Annotated in this window: 12 protein-coding genes; 10 read left to right on the top strand and 2 right to left on the bottom strand. The window is 66.6% G+C overall.

What is annotated here, in order from left to right; genetic code table 11:
- Positions 1-8: 8 nt before the first annotated feature.
- The 4 genes from gspD (at position 9) to pncB (ending at position 5,505) form a co-directional block, all read left to right on the top strand.
- Positions 9-2,210 carry a type II secretion system secretin GspD gene (gspD, locus tag V9K93_RS10935; protein WP_136638596.1) on the top strand — a complete coding sequence of 734 codons (2,202 nt, stop codon included), beginning with the start codon at positions 9-11 and terminating at the stop codon, positions 2,208-2,210.
- A 315-nt stretch (positions 2,211-2,525) separates the two neighbouring features.
- The gene (locus tag V9K93_RS10930; protein WP_046982655.1) at positions 2,526-3,380 is read left to right on the top strand and encodes a glycosyltransferase family 2 protein; all 855 of its coding nucleotides are present in this window, start codon (positions 2,526-2,528) and stop codon (positions 3,378-3,380) included.
- Positions 3,377-4,216: a glycosyltransferase family 2 protein gene (locus V9K93_RS10925; RefSeq protein WP_046982656.1), complete on the top strand. Its 840-nt coding sequence runs from the start codon at positions 3,377-3,379 to the stop codon at positions 4,214-4,216. Before V9K93_RS10930 ends, V9K93_RS10925 begins: the two co-directional genes overlap by 4 nt.
- A gap of 107 nt (positions 4,217-4,323) precedes the next feature.
- On the top strand, positions 4,324-5,505 hold the full coding sequence (gene pncB, locus V9K93_RS10920; RefSeq protein ID WP_046982657.1) for a nicotinate phosphoribosyltransferase: 1,182 nt from the start codon (positions 4,324-4,326) through the stop codon (positions 5,503-5,505).
- Between the two features lie 16 nt (positions 5,506-5,521).
- Here pncB and V9K93_RS10915 read toward each other — a convergent pair whose 3' ends face one another.
- Complete coding sequence (locus V9K93_RS10915) at positions 5,522-5,887, bottom strand: hypothetical protein (RefSeq protein ID WP_014645902.1); 366 nt, start codon at positions 5,885-5,887, stop codon at positions 5,522-5,524.
- Between the two features lie 84 nt (positions 5,888-5,971).
- Complete coding sequence (locus V9K93_RS10910; RefSeq protein WP_337302548.1) at positions 5,972-6,109, bottom strand: hypothetical protein; 138 nt, start codon at positions 6,107-6,109, stop codon at positions 5,972-5,974.
- Between the two features lie 236 nt (positions 6,110-6,345).
- On the opposite strand from V9K93_RS10910, the gene V9K93_RS10905 reads away from it, so the two are divergent.
- The 6 genes from V9K93_RS10905 to V9K93_RS10880 all read left to right on the top strand — a co-directional run bounded on the left by V9K93_RS10905 (position 6,346) and on the right by V9K93_RS10880 (position 15,037).
- Positions 6,346-6,885 carry a fimbrial protein gene (locus V9K93_RS10905; protein WP_046982659.1) on the top strand — a complete coding sequence of 180 codons (540 nt, stop codon included), beginning with the start codon at positions 6,346-6,348 and terminating at the stop codon, positions 6,883-6,885.
- A gap of 85 nt (positions 6,886-6,970) precedes the next feature.
- Entirely contained in the window at positions 6,971-7,702 is a 732-nt protein-coding gene (locus V9K93_RS10900) for a fimbrial biogenesis chaperone (protein ID WP_046982660.1), read from the top strand.
- Positions 7,703-7,794: 92 nt separating this feature from the next.
- Positions 7,795-10,359, top strand: a complete 2,565-nt coding sequence (locus V9K93_RS10895; RefSeq protein ID WP_308518049.1) for a fimbria/pilus outer membrane usher protein — start codon at positions 7,795-7,797, stop codon at positions 10,357-10,359.
- Positions 10,350-11,387, top strand: coding sequence for a fimbrial protein (locus V9K93_RS10890; RefSeq protein WP_337302547.1), 1,038 nt, complete (start codon positions 10,350-10,352; stop codon positions 11,385-11,387). Before V9K93_RS10895 ends, V9K93_RS10890 begins: the two co-directional genes overlap by 10 nt.
- A 267-nt stretch (positions 11,388-11,654) precedes the next feature.
- A complete protein-coding gene (gene wecB / locus V9K93_RS10885) occupies positions 11,655-12,839 on the top strand; it encodes a non-hydrolyzing UDP-N-acetylglucosamine 2-epimerase (RefSeq protein WP_046982663.1) in 1,185 nt (394 codons plus the stop codon).
- The gene (locus tag V9K93_RS10880) at positions 12,836-15,037 is read left to right on the top strand and encodes a hypothetical protein (RefSeq protein ID WP_337302546.1); all 2,202 of its coding nucleotides are present in this window, start codon (positions 12,836-12,838) and stop codon (positions 15,035-15,037) included. Before wecB ends, V9K93_RS10880 begins: the two co-directional genes overlap by 4 nt.
- Positions 15,038-15,039 lie beyond the last annotated feature (2 nt).

Below are 15,039 nucleotides of genomic sequence, written 5' to 3'. Positions count from 1 at the left end.
GTGAATGCATGAACCTGCGTTTCCTTCCCTGGTCCTTTGCCCTCGCGCTGCTGGTTGGCTGCAGCACGGTGTCCGCGCCGCACGTGCAGCGCAAAGGCAACCTGACGTCCACGACCGATGCCGGCCAGGCGGCGGAAGTGGCTGCCGATGCCGCCCGTGACAGCCAGGGCGCGCCCCAGGCGGTCATCCGCCGCGGCACCGGCACCATGATCAACCGCGAAGCCGCGCGCGCGCCGGCGCCGGCACTGCACGGGGCCAGTACCGGTGAGGCCACCTTCAACTTCGAGGGGGAATCGGTGCACGCGGTGGTCAAGGCCATCCTCGGTGACATGCTCGGGCAGAACTACGTGATCGCACCGGGCGTGCAGGGCACGGTCACCCTGGCCACGCCGAAGCCGGTGTCGCCGGCACAGGCGCTGAACCTGCTGGAGATGGTGCTGGGCTGGAACAACGCACGCATGGTGTACAGCGGTGGTCGCTACAACATCGTGGCTGCCGACCAGGCATTGGCCGGCACTGTCGCACCAAGTACGGCGCCGGCGGCCAGCGCACGCGGTTTCGAGGTCCGGGTGATCCCGCTGCAGTTCATCTCCGCAACTGAAATGAAGAAGGTGCTGGAGCCGTACGCGCGCCCCAACGCCATCGTCAACGTCGACAGCGGCCGCAACGTGATCACCCTTGGTGGCACCCGCGCCGAGCTGGAAAACTACATGCGCACCGTCGAGATCTTCGACGTCGACTGGTTGTCGGGCATGTCGGTGGGCGTGTTCCCGATCCAGTCGGGCAAGGCCGAGCAGGTTGCAGCCGATCTGGAAAAGGTGTTCGGTGAAGAGAGCAAGACCCCCAGCGCCGGCATGTTCCGCTTCCTGCCGCTTGAGAACGCCAACGCGGTGCTGGTGATCACCCCGCAGGTGCGTTACCTGGACCAGATCCAGCAATGGCTGGATCGCATCGATACCGCCGGTGGCAGCGCCCGCCTGTTCTCCTATGAGCTGCGCTACATCAAGGCACGCGACCTCGCCGAACGCCTCAGTGAAGCCTTCGCCAGCAGCGGCAACCGCGGCGGCTCCAGCTCCGGCTCATTGGCGCCCGGCGCGATTCCGTCGCAGTTGGGCAGCGATGGTGATCGTGGCATGGACAGCAACAACAGCAGCAACTTCGGTTCGACGTCAGGTAGTGGTTCCAGTGGTACCGGCAACGGCAGCATGAACCTGCCGCAGCGCCAGGCCGGCAACGTCAGCGTCAGCCTGGAAGTGGAGGGCGACCGTGTCGGCGTGTCGGCGGTGGAAGAGACCAACACCCTGCTGGTCCGTTCGAGCCCGCAGGCCTGGCGCTCGATCCGCGAGGTGATCGAGAAGCTGGACGTGATGCCGCTGCAGGTGCACATCGAAGCGCAGGTGGCCGAAGTCGCACTGACCGGCGACCTGAAGTACGGCGTGAACTGGTTCTTCGACAACGCCGTAGCCGGGCGTGCACTGGGCGGCGCGCTGGGTGCGCTGACGCTGCCGCCGGCCGCCGGCGGTTCGTGGAGCACCTTCGCGGGCGCGGTGACCGGTGCCGAAGGCGCTGGTTGGGCGTTCACCGGCCACAATGGCGCAGCGGTGGTGAGCGCGCTGGACAAGGTCACCGATGTACGCCTGCTGCAGACCCCTTCGGTGTTCGTGCGCAACAACGCCGAAGCCACGCTCAACGTGGGCGACAAGGTGCCGATCAACACCACCACGGTGAACACCGGCATCGGCACCAGCAGCTACAGCTCGGTGCAGTACATCGACACCGGCGTGATCCTCAAGGTACGCCCGCGGGTGACCCGCGACGGCACGGTGTTCCTCGACATCGTGCAGGAAGTGAGCAGCGCTTCCGACGTGCCGGAGAACTGCAACCCGACCGAGCGCAACTGCAACCCGCGCATCTCCACCAAGAAGCTGTCGACCGAAGCGGCGGTGCAGAGCGGTGACACCATCATGCTGGCCGGCCTGATCACCGATACGGCCACCGATGGCAGCAGCGGCATTCCAGGCCTGAGCCGGATTCCGGTGGTGGGCGCGCTGTTCGGGCAGAAGACCCGCACCAGCCGTCGTTCTGAAGTGATCGTGCTGCTGACGCCGAGCATCGTCCGCAACAGCCAGGAAGCGCGCAACCTGACCGACGAGTACAGCCAGCGCTTCCGCGCGATGGAACCGCTGAACCAGCCGCGCGCAAAGAAGTAAGGGGTTTACGGCCGGGCTGCGCCCGGCAACCGCAGAGGCCAGAGCTGGAGCAACAGCAACAGCAACAGCAATAGCGGGTTTCTGCGGGATGGCGGGGCGGTGTGGGTTGTCAGGACACGCCGTAAACCCGTCCCTGGGGGCTCGATGGCGCCATCCATGGCGCCAACGGTCCTGCCAACCCACCCCGCCATCCCACAGGAACCCAGCCTTTGCTTCGGCTGTTGCTGTTGCTCCGGCCTGAAGCGGGCGCCGGGTGCAACCCGGCCGATACCCTCCCAGTGCTAGGCTGTGTCCACCGACAACCACGGAGGCGGGATGGGGGCGATCGTGTTGTTGCCGCTGTGCGTGGACGATGCTGCGCTCGACCGCTGCCTGGCCGCGCTGGATGCCGGCACCGCGCCGGGAACCGCGGTCTGGCTGGCCGATGACGCGCAGACCGGGCCGCGTGCGCAGGCGGTGGTGGAGCACTGGTTGGCGCATACGCCGTTGCAGGCCGAATACACCCGCCGCGCGCGGCCGCTGGGCGAGGTCGCCCATCTGGATGAGATGCTGCGCGCCTGCGAGGGCCTGGACGTGGCCGTGCTGGCGCCGGACAGCGTGCCCGCACCCGGCTGGCTGCAGCAGCTGCAGGACGCCTTCGCCCGCGATGCCGCCATCGCCACCGCAACACCGTGGTGCAATGCCGGCGAAACCGCCGCGTGGCCGCGATTGGGCGAAATCAATCCCGAGCCGGAGGACCCGGCGCTGCTGGCACACGCCTGTGCCACGCTGCCAGTGCTGCATCCGGAGCTGCCCTCGGCAGTCACCCACGCGGTACTGGTGCGCGGCAACGCGCGTCGCCGCGCCGGTGGCCTGGACGTGGAGAGTTATGCGGGGTGGAACGCGGCGCTGGTCGACCTGAGCCTGCGCATGGCCGGGCTGGGCTGGCGCAATGTCCTGTGCGAAACAGCCTTCGTCGGCCGCGCAGGGGAGGCCATCAGCCGCGATGGCGATCTTGAAGCGCTGGCCGCGCGCTGGCCGGCCTGGGTGCCGCGGCTGGCCGATTTCCTGATGCACGATCCGTTGCACGGGATGCGCGCCGATCTGCAGCAGCGCATGCAGCAGGCGATAATACCGGCCGAGCAGGGTGACCTGTTCGTCCCGTCATCCGCGCCGGAGCCTCACGCTTGAATGTTGCCATTGCCGCCATCGTCGTCACCTACCAGAGCGGCAGCACCATCGATGCCTGCCTCTCACGGCTGCGCCAAGCGCAGGACGTGGCCGAGATCCGGGTGATCGACAATGGTTCGGTGGATGGCACGCTGGAGATCGTGCAGCGACACGCCAGCCATGACCCGCGTGTGCGCTTCATCGGTAATCCGGACAATCCCGGCTTCGCCGCCGCCAACAACCAGGGCGTGGCCGATTCGGGCAGCCCGTGGCTGGCCTTCATCAATCCGGACCTGATGGTCGAACCGGAAACGCTGGCCGGATTGCGCAGCCGCGCCGACGCGCTCGGTGACTGCCTGCTCGGTGTCGAACAGCTGGATGAGCATGGCCACGCCGATGAGGCCGTGCGCCGCCGCGACCCGGATTTCCTGTTGATGCTGCGCTCGCCGGGCAAAGGCTCGAAACTGGCCGTTCCCCGTGACCCGCAGCAGGCACTGCAGCGGGTACCGGCGTTGTCCGGTGCCTTGCTGATGATGTCGCGCGCACTGTTCGACCGTATCGGTGGCTGGGACGCTGGTTACCGCCTGCATGCCGAAGACCTGGACCTGTGCCGTCGTGCCCGCGAGGCCGGCGCAGTGGTGGCGATCGCCAACGATCTGCAGGTCACCCACGTGCGCGGCGTATCCAGCCGCTCACGTCCGTTCTTCGTCGAGTGGCACAAGCACAAGGGCCTGTGGCGCTATTTCCAGAAGTTCGAGGCCAGGCAGCGTTCGCTGCCGGTACGCGTGGCGGTGTGGGGCGCGATCTGGGCGCACGCGCTGATGCTGGTGCCGCGCCTGCTGCGCAGGTCGTTGTAGAGCCGAGCCCACGCTCGGCTCAGGCAACAATCCAGCCGAACGTGGGCTCGGCTCTACAGAAGGCCGGCGCGCCCACGGTTCACTCCGTCGGGCGCATAATCCGCCCCATGCCTATCATCCAGTCCCTGCTCGACACCGACCTGTACAAGTTCACCATGATGCAGGCGGTGCTCCACCAGCATCCCGGCGCCCAGGTGCAGTACCGGTTCAAGTGCCGCACGCCCGGCATCGAACTGGCCCGCTACATCGACCAGATCGACGAAGAGATCGACCACCTGTGCAGCCTGCGCTTCAGTGACGTGGAGCTGGACTACATGCGTGGCCTGCGCTTCGTGAAGCCCGACTTTGCCGACTTCCTTGGCCTGTTCCACCTCGACCGCAAGTACATCCAACTGCGCGCGTCGAAGACCGTGCCCGGCGAGATCGAGCTGGATATCACCGGCCCGTGGCTGCACACCATCCTGTTTGAAGTGCCGCTGCTGGCGATCATCAACGAGGTCTGGTTCCGCAACACCACCACCGCCGACTTCGCCGAAGGCGAGCGCCGCCTGCAGGCCAAGGCCGCGCTGCTGCGTGATACCCCCGGCTTCGAGCAGTGCCGTATCGCCGACTACGGCAGCCGCCGCCGCTACTCGCGTGACTGGCATGCCCGCCTGCTGCCATTGCTGCGCGATGCACTCGGGCCGCAGCTGGTCGGCACCAGCAACGTGCACTTCGCGCGCCTGTATGGCATGACTCCGCACGGCACCATGGCCCATGAGTACCTGCAGGCGTTCCAGGCGCTGGGCCCGCGCCTGCGTGATTCGCAGGTGGCGGCACTGGAGTCATGGGCACGCGAATATCGCGGCGACCTCGGCATCGCGCTGTCCGATGTGGTCGGCCTGGACGCGTTCCTGCGCGACTTCGACATGTACTTCTGCAAGTTGTTCGACGGCGTGCGCCACGACTCTGGCGATCCGTTCGACTGGGGTGACCGCATGCTGGCGCATTTCCAGCAGCGCCGTGTCGATCCACGCAGCAAGGTGCTGGTGTTCAGCGATGGCCTCGACATCGTCAAGGTGATGCGCCTGTACGACTACTTCCGTGGTCGCTGCCAGGTCGCCTTCGGCGTCGGCACCCACCTGACCAATGATCTGGGGCCAACGCCGCTCAACATCGTCATCAAGATGGTCCGCTGCAACGGCCAGCCGGTGGCCAAGCTCAGCGATTCGCCGGGCAAGAGCATGTGCGACGACCCTGGTTACCTGGCTTACCTGCGCCAGGTCTTCGAGCTGCCGCAGCCGGAGTAATGCCGGCCTGCGGGTCTTACAGGTAGTCGACCACCACCAGGTAGGCGCCCTGCAGCGGCTGCTGCTTCGAGGCCTGCACGCTGTAGCGCTCGGAGAAGGCGATATCACCGGCGCGCATCGCGCTGGCCGACACCGACAGCTTCTGGCCCTGGCGCTTGCCATCGCGCAGCGTTGCGGCCTGGCCATCGGCCAGTGCCGTCACGGCCACCGTCGAGCCCTTGGCCGATGGCGGGCAGGCCGCCAGGCTCAACTCGCCCTGGGACAGGTTCGTCGTGCAGCCCGGCTCAGCGATGCGACCGCTGAAACGGATGCTGCCGCTGCTGGCCTGGGCCAGTGCACTGACGGACATCAGGGCCACACACAGCAGGATGGAGTTCCTCATGACACGTTCTCTGGTTCGGTGTGTCCTAGTTAGCGACAGGTTCGATCCGTCTTTAATAGGACGTTTCCGAATCTGCTAGGGCCATCACCAAGAAAGAGTGATGCGCATCAAATAAGGCGATTTCCCGTTGAAAAAGCCTGTTCTCGCGTTGGCGCCGCAGGTAGCCAAATGCGTCAGCGGGTGGCGCTCACCGCCGATCATGGCGCCCGTCAAATCCCTCATGCCCCCGATTCCGGCGTTCCGCCTACCACGTCACATTTCGAGCGTCAATAAATTGTCGTTCAGAAAAATAATGAGACTTTCATCACAGTTGTGCCTATACTTGCGTCACGGATTCAGGGGAAGGTATGTCCGAGTCCGGCCACAGGTGAGACGCAAGGATGGGTCTTGATAGCCCGGCAGTGCTCCTTGCTTCCTCCTCTACTTCTCATCTCTTCAGTAGGGTTAGGTAAAAGCGAATGCACAAGATCAATATCATCGCCGCTCTGATGCTGGCCGCCGCTCCGCTGGCCGCCAACGCCGCCGACGGCACCATCACCTTCAACGGCAAGGTGACCGACAAGACCTGCACCATCTCGACCCCGGGCGGCAAGGACTTCGCCGTCAACCTGCCGACCGTGTCCAAGAACACCCTGGCCAATGCCGGTGCCGTTGCGGGTCGTACCCCGTTCGCGATCAACCTGACCAAGTGCAGCGCCGGCAACGTCGCGACCTACTTCGAGCCGGGTTCGACCGTTGACTTCAACACCGGCCGCCTGCTGAACCAGGCTTCGGCCAACGCTGCCACCAACGTGCAGCTGCAGCTGCTGGGTTCCAACAACCAGGTCCTGCCGATCAAGGCAGCCGGCGCTGGCCTGGCCCAGACCAACTCGCAGTGGGTCACCGTCGGCACCGACGGTTCGGCCGACCTGAGCTACTACGCTGAGTACTACGCCACTGCCGCCGCCACCCCGGGCGACGTCACCAGCAGCGTCAAGTACACGATCATCTACAACTGATCGTAGCCGTACCCGCATTGGCCGGCGTACGCGCCGGCCAATGCTCCGCGGCCTCTGGCCACACACCTCGAGCGTAGTACTTCCGATGAAAGCAATCTTTCCCCGGGCGCTGCTGCTGGCAGCGTTCACGCTGCCCTTCTGCCAGAACGCACTGGCCGGCGTGGTGGTCAACGGCACGCGAGTGATCTATCCGGCGCAGGCGCGCGAAGTCACCGTGCAGGTCGACAACGTGGGCGAATCGCCGGCGCTGGTGCAGGCCTGGATCGACAGCGGCGACGCCAACCAGACCGCCGATACCAGCGATGCACCGTTCGTGCTGACGCCGCCGATCGCGCGCGTCGAGCCGGGCCGCAGCCAGGCGCTGCGCCTGATCTTCTCCGGCGCGCAGCTGCCGACCGACCGCGAGTCGGTGTTCTGGCTCAACGTGCTGGATGTGCCGCCGTCGCCGGACAACGCCGACAACAGTGGCGAACAGAATTACCTGCAGGTCGCGTTTCGTTCGCGCCTGAAGCTTTTCTACCGGCCGCAGGGCCTGAAGGGCGTCGCCAACGACGCACCGGCAGCACTGCGCTGGACCCGCAATGGCGACCGCCTGCGGGTGGAAAACCCGAGCCCCTTCCACGTCACGCTGGCTGAAGTGCATGCCGTGACCGGCAGCAGTGAAAAGGCCGTCGAGGACAAGGGCGCGATGGTCGCGCCGAAGCAGAGCCTGGAGTTCGCCGCACCGGCGGGCACCGACCAGGTCCGCTTCATCACCATCAACGACTACGGCGGCCGGGTGGAACACACCATCCGCCTCGGCAGCACCGGGGGCTGAACGCGCCGCGCCGGCCCATGGCCTGCGCATCCCGCCACCGCCGCCGTGCGGCGAATTGAAGGAATGTCAGTGTGATCGGAAACAGATTGACATTGTCGATCCATCAGGCGCTTTGCCTGTTGGTTGCTGGCGTGGCCTGCCCAGGATGGGCGCTGGCTGCCCCGGCCAATCTCGGCGAACAGGCGCTGATGGCGCAGAGTGGTGCGGCCAATGCGCGTGCACCGGAATCGGCCCAGTTCAACTCCAGCTTCCTGTCCGGCCAGGCCAAGCAGGTCGACCTGGCGGCCTTCAGCAACGGCAACCCGATGGTGGCCGGCACCTACCGCGTCGACGTCTACGTCAACGGTGCCTGGCAGGGCCGTCGCGACCTGCAGTTCAAGGCCGATGCGCAGGGTCGCGTCGACGCCTGCCTGCCGCTGCCGATGCTGGAAGAAATGGGCGTGGACAGCGAGGCCGTGCTGCTGCAGCAGGACCCGTCCGTGCCGGCCGACAAGACCAGCTGCGTGCCGGTGCAGCAGCGCATGAGCAACGCCTACGGCATCTATGACAGCGGCAACCTGCGCTACGATCTCAGCATTCCGCAGGTGTTCCTGCGCCGCGAGGCGCGCGGCTACGTCAACCCGGCGCTGTGGGACCGCGGCATCAATGCCGGCTTCGTCGGCTACAGCTTCAATGCGATCAACAGCGACAGCCGCGTCGAAGGTGGCCAGCGCAACCGCAGTGCCTACCTCGGCCTCAATGCCGGCCTGAACCTGGGCGGCTGGCAGTTCCGCCACGACTCGAACCTGACCTGGTCCGAGGGTGACGGCCGCCATTGGCAGAGCATCGCCACCTACGCACAGCGCGGCATCCCGCAGGTGCGCGGCATGCTCACCATCGGTGAGGCCTACACCACCGGTGAACTGTTCGATTCGATCGGGTACCGCGGTGCCAGCCTGGCCAGCGACGACCGCATGCTGCCCGACTCGCTGCGCGGCTACGCGCCGGTCGTGCGTGGTATTGCTGAAACCAACGCGCGCATCGAAGTGCGCCAGAATGAGCAGTTGATCTACTCCTCGACGGTGTCGCCGGGCAGCTTCGTCATCGACGATCTGTACCCGACCGGCTATGGCGGCGACCTGGACGTGAGCGTGATCGAGGCCGATGGCCGCCGCCGCGAATTCAAGGTGCCGTTCGGTTCGGTGCCGCAGATGCTGCGCGAAGGCGTGTCGCGTTACGCGCTGACCGCCGGCCAGGTGCGCAACAAGCTGCTGGCCGATGAGCCGTGGCTTGTGCAGGGCACCTATCAGCGCGGTATCGGCAACCAGCTGACCCTGTACGGCGGCACGGCGCTGAGCGATGGTTACCTGTCGCTGCTGTACGGCGTCGGCCTGTCCACGCCGGTCGGCGCGTTCGCCGCCGACGTCACCCATGCACGTACGACGTTCGACCACTACGGCAACCACACCGGTGCCAGCGTGCGCTTGAGCTACAGCAACATGATCGGCGAGACCGGGACCAACCTGACCCTGGCCGCCTACCGGTATTCGACTGAAGGCTTCTACAGCCTGCAGGACGCGCTGTATGGCCGTGATTCGGACAAGCGCGGCATCGACCCGACCACCCGCGGTCGTCAGCGCAGCCAGTTCCAGGTAACGCTGAACCAGCCGCTGGGCCGTCGCGGCGGTGCGCTGTACGTGACCGGTTCGGTGCGTGACTTCTACGATCGTCCGGGCACTTCCAAGCAGTACCAGGTGGGCTACAACAACGCCTGGCGCTCCGTGAACTACGGCTTCTCGGCACTGCGCACCGAAGAAGGCGTGCTCGGCCGTTCCGATACCCAGTACCTGCTGTCGATGAGCGTGCCGCTGGGCCGTGGCAGCCACCCGGTGTCGTTCAGCGCCGATGTCGGCGTGCGCGAGCGCGGTGGCTACGACAACAGCCGTGTCGGCATTACCGGTTCGACCGGCATCGACAACAACTTCAGCTACGGCGTGGCCCTTTCCGACTCCCGCGAAGGTGGCACCACCGCGGTCGGCAGCGCCGAATACCGCAGCCGCTACAGCGCATTGAACGCCACCTACAGCCACTCGCGCGATTTCCGCCAGGCCTCGGTCGGCGCCAACGGCAGCGTGGTCGTGCATCCGGGCGGCTTCACCTTCACCCCGCAGCGTGGCGACACCATGGTGCTGGTCGAAGCACCGGGCGCGCGCGATGCGATCGTCAGCAACGCCCCGGGCCTGCGCGTCGACGGCCGCGGTTACGCTGTGGTCCCGTACGTGTCGCCGTACCGCCTCAACACCGTTACCCTCGATCCGCAGGGCATGGCCCACGACGTCGAGCTGGAAAGCACCAGCCAGTCGATCGCGCCGTTCGCCGGTGCCATCAGCTACCTGCGCTTCGATACCCGCAAGGGCAACGCGCTGCTGATCCAGGTGCGCAACACCGATGGCCGCACCATGCCGTTCGGTGCACAGGTCAAGGACGAGCAGGGCCAGCCAGTGGGCATGGTCAGCCAGGGTGGCCGCCTGTACGTGCGCAGCGAGAAGAACCAGGGCCAGTTGCAGGTCGAGTGGGGCGCAGGTGCCGACCAGCGCTGCACCATTGATTACCAGGTACCGGCGGGCGCCGATGCGTCCAAGACCGGCTTCATCCCGCTGGAGGCAGCATGCCGATGATTTCTTCCCGTGGCCGCAAGGCATTGGCCGCGTTGGCTCTGCTGGGGGGCATGCTGCTGGCGCAGCAGGCCAGTGCGGCCTGCCGCATCCAGGTCAACGGTTTCGTTGCGCAGGACGTGCAGATGGACATGGGTCAGATCGTGATCCTGCCCAGTACACCGGTGGGTGGCGTGATCAAAGAGATCAGTGTGCCGATCAACCAGCAGAACAACGTTGCCCGCTGCGACTACTGGTATAGCGGCTACTCGACAGGCGAGTACGTCAACGCGCCGCAGAAGCGACCGGTGGCCGGCTTTGCCAACGTCTATGAGACCGGCGTGGCCGGCGTGGGCATCCGCCTGTTCCGCGACTCCGGCGCGATCCAGGCCTATTACCCACATACCATCAATTTCGCGGCCAACTCCACCATCTCGCTGATCGGCGGCCAGTTCCGCATCCAGCTGATCAAGACCGCCGCACAGACCGGTTCGGGCGTGATCGCACCGAACGGTCGCTTCACCACCTACTACTTCGATGGTGATGGCCCCAGCCGCCCGGTGCTGACCTCCACCTTCAGGGGCTCGGGCACCACCGTGGTCAGCCCGACCTGCGAAGTGCAGGCCGGCAGCCGTAACATCGCCGTTGATTTCGGCAGCGTGCCCAACACCACCTTCACCGGCGTTGGTTCGCGTGCGGTCGATCGTGATTTCGAGATCCGCCTGAACTGCCAGGGCAGCAATGTCGCTGCCTACCAGAGCAAGATCGGCATCCGCCTGGACGCCGACCAGGACAGCTCGAACATGCCCGGCGTGCTGAAGCTGAGCGCGGCCACCAACAGCGCCACCCGCATCGGCATCCAGATGGTCCAGCGCGATGGCAGCACCGAGCGCGAAGTGCGCTTCGGCCAGACCGTCAACGTCGGTACCACCACCACCGGTACCAGCACCATGACCTTGCCGCTGCGTGCCCGCTATGTGCAGACCCAGGCCGGTACCGTCGGTGCGGGTGTCGCAAACGGCCAGGCGACCTTCACCATCCAGTACGAGTAAGGCGCCCGCAGGCCGCCGCCACCGCTGCGTTCCACCGCAACGTCACCTGTTCCGCAGGTGGCGTTGACTGCGTCTTGATCTTCCAACGATGAAGATCGGTGCCACGACGCACGTACAACCACATGAATGTGATGTATGTCGCGAATTTGGAGTTTCCTCATGAGGTGACCGTCTCCTGCCCGCGGGTGTTGGACGGGAACGCCGAAAGGATCCAGACGTGGCTACAGCTGCCTGCATCCCCCCGCGCCAGCCTTCGGGAGCGCTGCGGTGAAGGTCCTGTCCGTGTTCGGCACACGGCCGGAAGCGATCAAGATGGGGCCGCTGGTGCGGGCCTTGGCAGAATCTGCCGATATCGAGTCGGTGGTCTGCATCACGGGCCAGCACCGGGCGATGCTCGACCAGGTGATGTCGTTGTTCGAGATCACCGCCGACCATGACCTCGATGTCATGGTGCCCAACCAGACCCTCAACGGACTGTGCGCCAGGCTGTTCGAGCGGCTTGACGCGCTCTACACCCAGGTTCGCCCGGACCGCGTGCTGGTGCATGGCGATACCACCACGGCGATGACCGCCGCGCTGGCCGCGTTCCATCACCGCATCCCGATCGGCCACGTCGAGGCCGGCCTGCGCACCGGTGACATCAACCGGCCATGGCCGGAGGAAATGAACCGGCGGGTGATCGACGTGGTCGGCCACCAGCTGTATGCGCCCACCGCCAGCTCGCGCGCCAATCTGGCCCGCGAGCATCTGGGCGGGCAGATCCTGGTCACCGGCAACACCGTCATCGATGCCCTGCAGCAGACCGTACAGCGGTTGGATGCCGACCCGGCCCTGCGCGCGCAGGCCGACGTGCCCTTCCACATGCTCGACCCGCGGCGGCGCCTGCTGCTGGTCACCGGCCACCGCCGCGAGAGCTTCGGCCAGGGCTTCGAGGATATCTGCCGCGCACTGGCCGAGCTGGCGCGGCGGCCGGACCTGCAGGTGCTGTACCCGGTGCACCTCAATCCGAACGTGCAGGGTCCGGTCAACGCCCACCTCGGCCATCTCGACAACGTGCACCTGGTGCCGCCGCAGGACTACCTGCGTTTCGTGCGCCTGATGCAGCGCGCCGACGTGATCCTCACCGATTCCGGTGGCGTGCAGGAAGAAGCGCCGGCGCTGGCCAAACCCGTTCTGGTGATGCGCGATGTCACCGAGCGTCCGGAGGCGGTTGAGGCGGGTGTGGTGACGCTGGTCGGCACCACGCCTTCGCGCATTGTCGAGGCGGTCAACGCAGCGTTGGCACAGCCACCGCAGCCGACCCACTTCGATCCCGATGCCAGTCCCTATGGCGATGGTCGCGCCAGCGCGCGCATCGTCGCCGCCCTGCGTGGCACGCCCCTTCCCGAATTCTCGCCCGGTCTCCGCAGCGGCGGGGCCATCCACCCTCATCCCCATGAAGTGATGCCATGACCCAGACCGGCCGCTCTCCTTTGTTTGCTTCCGCTGCCGCGTTCATCCTTTCGGGTGTGGTCGCCAGTGCCCATGCCGCAGACAGCGTTGCCGGCCAGTTCGCCGAATGGAGCGGCGACAGTACGGTGAACCGGCAGATGAGCCTGCGCGAACTCGGCTTCCGCCAGCCATTGGTGTTGAGCGGGCAGGAAAGCCAGCGCGAGATTTACCTGCCGGTGCCGGCCGGCGTCGCCACCCGTGATGCGCAGCTGCAGCTGGACGGGCGCTACGTGCGCGGGCATGCCGGGCGCACCTCGGGCTTGTGGTCGGTCGACGGAGACCCGATCGCCGCGCGTTCGATCACCGATGCGCAGGGTGATGCCAGCCAGCTGCTGGCCATCGATGGCGAACCCCGCCAGAACGGTTTCGTGCGGGTCGGCGTCGGCTGGTGGTCGATCGTTTCCGATTACCAGTGCGCCGATCAGAGCGCACCGGCCAACGTGCTGCGGCTGTCGCCGGATTCGCGTTTCAGCTATCGCTTCGACGGCCGCGCCGTGGACACCGTGTCCAAGGCCTGGGGCGCGCTGCCGCCACGGGTGCGCCTGCTGGTGGATGGCAAGGCTCTGCAGGCGCCTGTCTATGATGCCGCCTGGCGCATCGGTACCGCGTTGCAGGCCGGTGGCAAGCAGGTGCAGGTGGTCGCACTGCCTAAGGTTGGTGACAGCGTCGACCTGACTGGCATCAGCATCCCGGCCAGCCTGCAGGGCGTGCCGGCCTATGCCGCGCTGGCGTCGGGCGAACGTGCGCATGTGCTGAAGGATCTGGCTGAAGTGGGGGCGCTGCTGTCGCTGCGTGACAGCGGGCCGTTGGCCGCCGATGTGATGATCGGCAGCAACGCGTTGCGGGCTGGAGTACGCGCGGCGCTGGACGCACTCGCTGCACAGGTCGGCGGCGCTGGCGCTGATGCCGGCACGGCGTTCGCCGCGTGGCGCCGTACCGGCATGGACGGCCTGGAAAAGCCCGCGGCCAACGCCTCGGTCAGCGTGGTCGCCATTGCCGGCCGTCCGACGCTGGTGGTCGACCCGGCGGCGGCGGGCAAGGTCGCCGGATTGTTTGCGGAACACTGGCGCAGCTATGCGCTGGGCCGCAGCCTGCAGGTCACCGCGGCCGGCACGCCGAAGCTCGACGGCGACCAGGTGCTGCTGAGCCGGCTCGGCAACATCGCCGGCACGATGGACGTGGTCACCCGCGCCGATCGCAGTGCCAGCTTCGACCTCGGCGCGCTGTCGGCCGATGGCCGCCTGCCCGAGGAAGTGGTGATCGATGTCTCGGCGGCGCCGAACGCAGCCGGACAGGGCGCGGTAGCCACGATCTACTTCAATGACTACCTGCTGGGCGGCAAGGTGCTGTCGGCCAATGGCCAGCCGCAGCGGCTGGTGGCCAAGGTGCCGGCCTATGCGCTGTCGGCGCGCAACGAGATCCGCGTCAGCTTCCTGCGCCAGCCGGCACGCCCCTATTGCCACGATCCGGCCACCGCTTATCCAGTCTCGATCCTGCCCAGCAGCCACCTGACCCTGGCCAAGCGTTCGCTCGGCAGCGATTTCGTCGGTGCCAGCAGCCAGCTGTCACGCGGCAACCAGGTGTTCGTGCCCGCCACGTGGCTGCAGGATGCACCGTCATCGCTGGCCAAGGTCATCGCTGTGGCCAGTGCAGTGGGTGCGTCGCCGGAGGCATCGGAACTGAAGGTGGTCGATGCCGGTGCGGTGGTCAGCCCGGGTGCGCCATGGCTGGCCTTCGGCGTGGCACCGGCCGGTGTCGATGTGGCCGGCCTGAAGGACGGGCACCTGCTGATCGGCGGGAAGCCGCAGCCGCTGCTGGATGTCAGCGGCCTGGACCGCGCAGCGGTGGTGCAGGTCGGCACCTCCGGCGGCCAGCTCGGCGTGCTGTACAGCGACCTTGGCGCACAGGCACCGCCGTTCGGCGCACCGTTCCGGCTGCTGCGCGGTGATCTCGCCGTGCTCGACGGCAGTGATGCCGTGCGCGAATTCGACCGCCAGGATCCCTATGGCACGCGTGTCGCGCAGGACGGCAATCCGCAATCGAAGTGGGAACGGCACATGGTCTGGTTGCTGCTGCTGGTCGGCGTGATCGTGTTCGCGCTGCTGGCCGCCCGCGTCACCCAGGTGCGCCGCCGCAAGTCCGCCAACACAGGGCACTGATC

The sequence above is a fragment of the Stenotrophomonas sp. CCNWLW162 genome (assembly GCF_037203745.1).
Classification (GTDB): domain Bacteria; phylum Pseudomonadota; class Gammaproteobacteria; order Xanthomonadales; family Xanthomonadaceae; genus Stenotrophomonas; species Stenotrophomonas maltophilia_AQ.
Note: the sequence above shows the minus strand (reverse complement) of the source record. Positions and strands in the feature narration are given on the sequence as shown.

Bases quoted from the DNA above. Each gene is read 5' to 3' on its own strand.
- gspD (WP_136638596.1), top strand. From the start codon at position 9: ATGAACCTGCGTTTCCTTCCCTGGTCCTTTGCCCTCGCGCTGCTGGTT.
- V9K93_RS10930 (WP_046982655.1), top strand. From the start codon at position 2,526: ATGGGGGCGATCGTGTTGTTGCCGCTGTGCGTGGACGATGCTGCGCTC.
- pncB (WP_046982657.1), top strand. From the start codon at position 4,324: ATGCCTATCATCCAGTCCCTGCTCGACACCGACCTGTACAAGTTCACC.
- V9K93_RS10915 (WP_014645902.1), bottom strand. From the start codon at position 5,887: ATGAGGAACTCCATCCTGCTGTGTGTGGCCCTGATGTCCGTCAGTGCA.
- V9K93_RS10910 (WP_337302548.1), bottom strand. From the start codon at position 6,109: ATGAGGGATTTGACGGGCGCCATGATCGGCGGTGAGCGCCACCCGCTG.
- V9K93_RS10905 (WP_046982659.1), top strand. From the start codon at position 6,346: ATGCACAAGATCAATATCATCGCCGCTCTGATGCTGGCCGCCGCTCCG.
- V9K93_RS10900 (WP_046982660.1), top strand. From the start codon at position 6,971: ATGAAAGCAATCTTTCCCCGGGCGCTGCTGCTGGCAGCGTTCACGCTG.
- V9K93_RS10890 (WP_337302547.1), top strand. From the start codon at position 10,350: ATGCCGATGATTTCTTCCCGTGGCCGCAAGGCATTGGCCGCGTTGGCT.
- V9K93_RS10880 (WP_337302546.1), top strand. From the start codon at position 12,836: ATGACCCAGACCGGCCGCTCTCCTTTGTTTGCTTCCGCTGCCGCGTTC.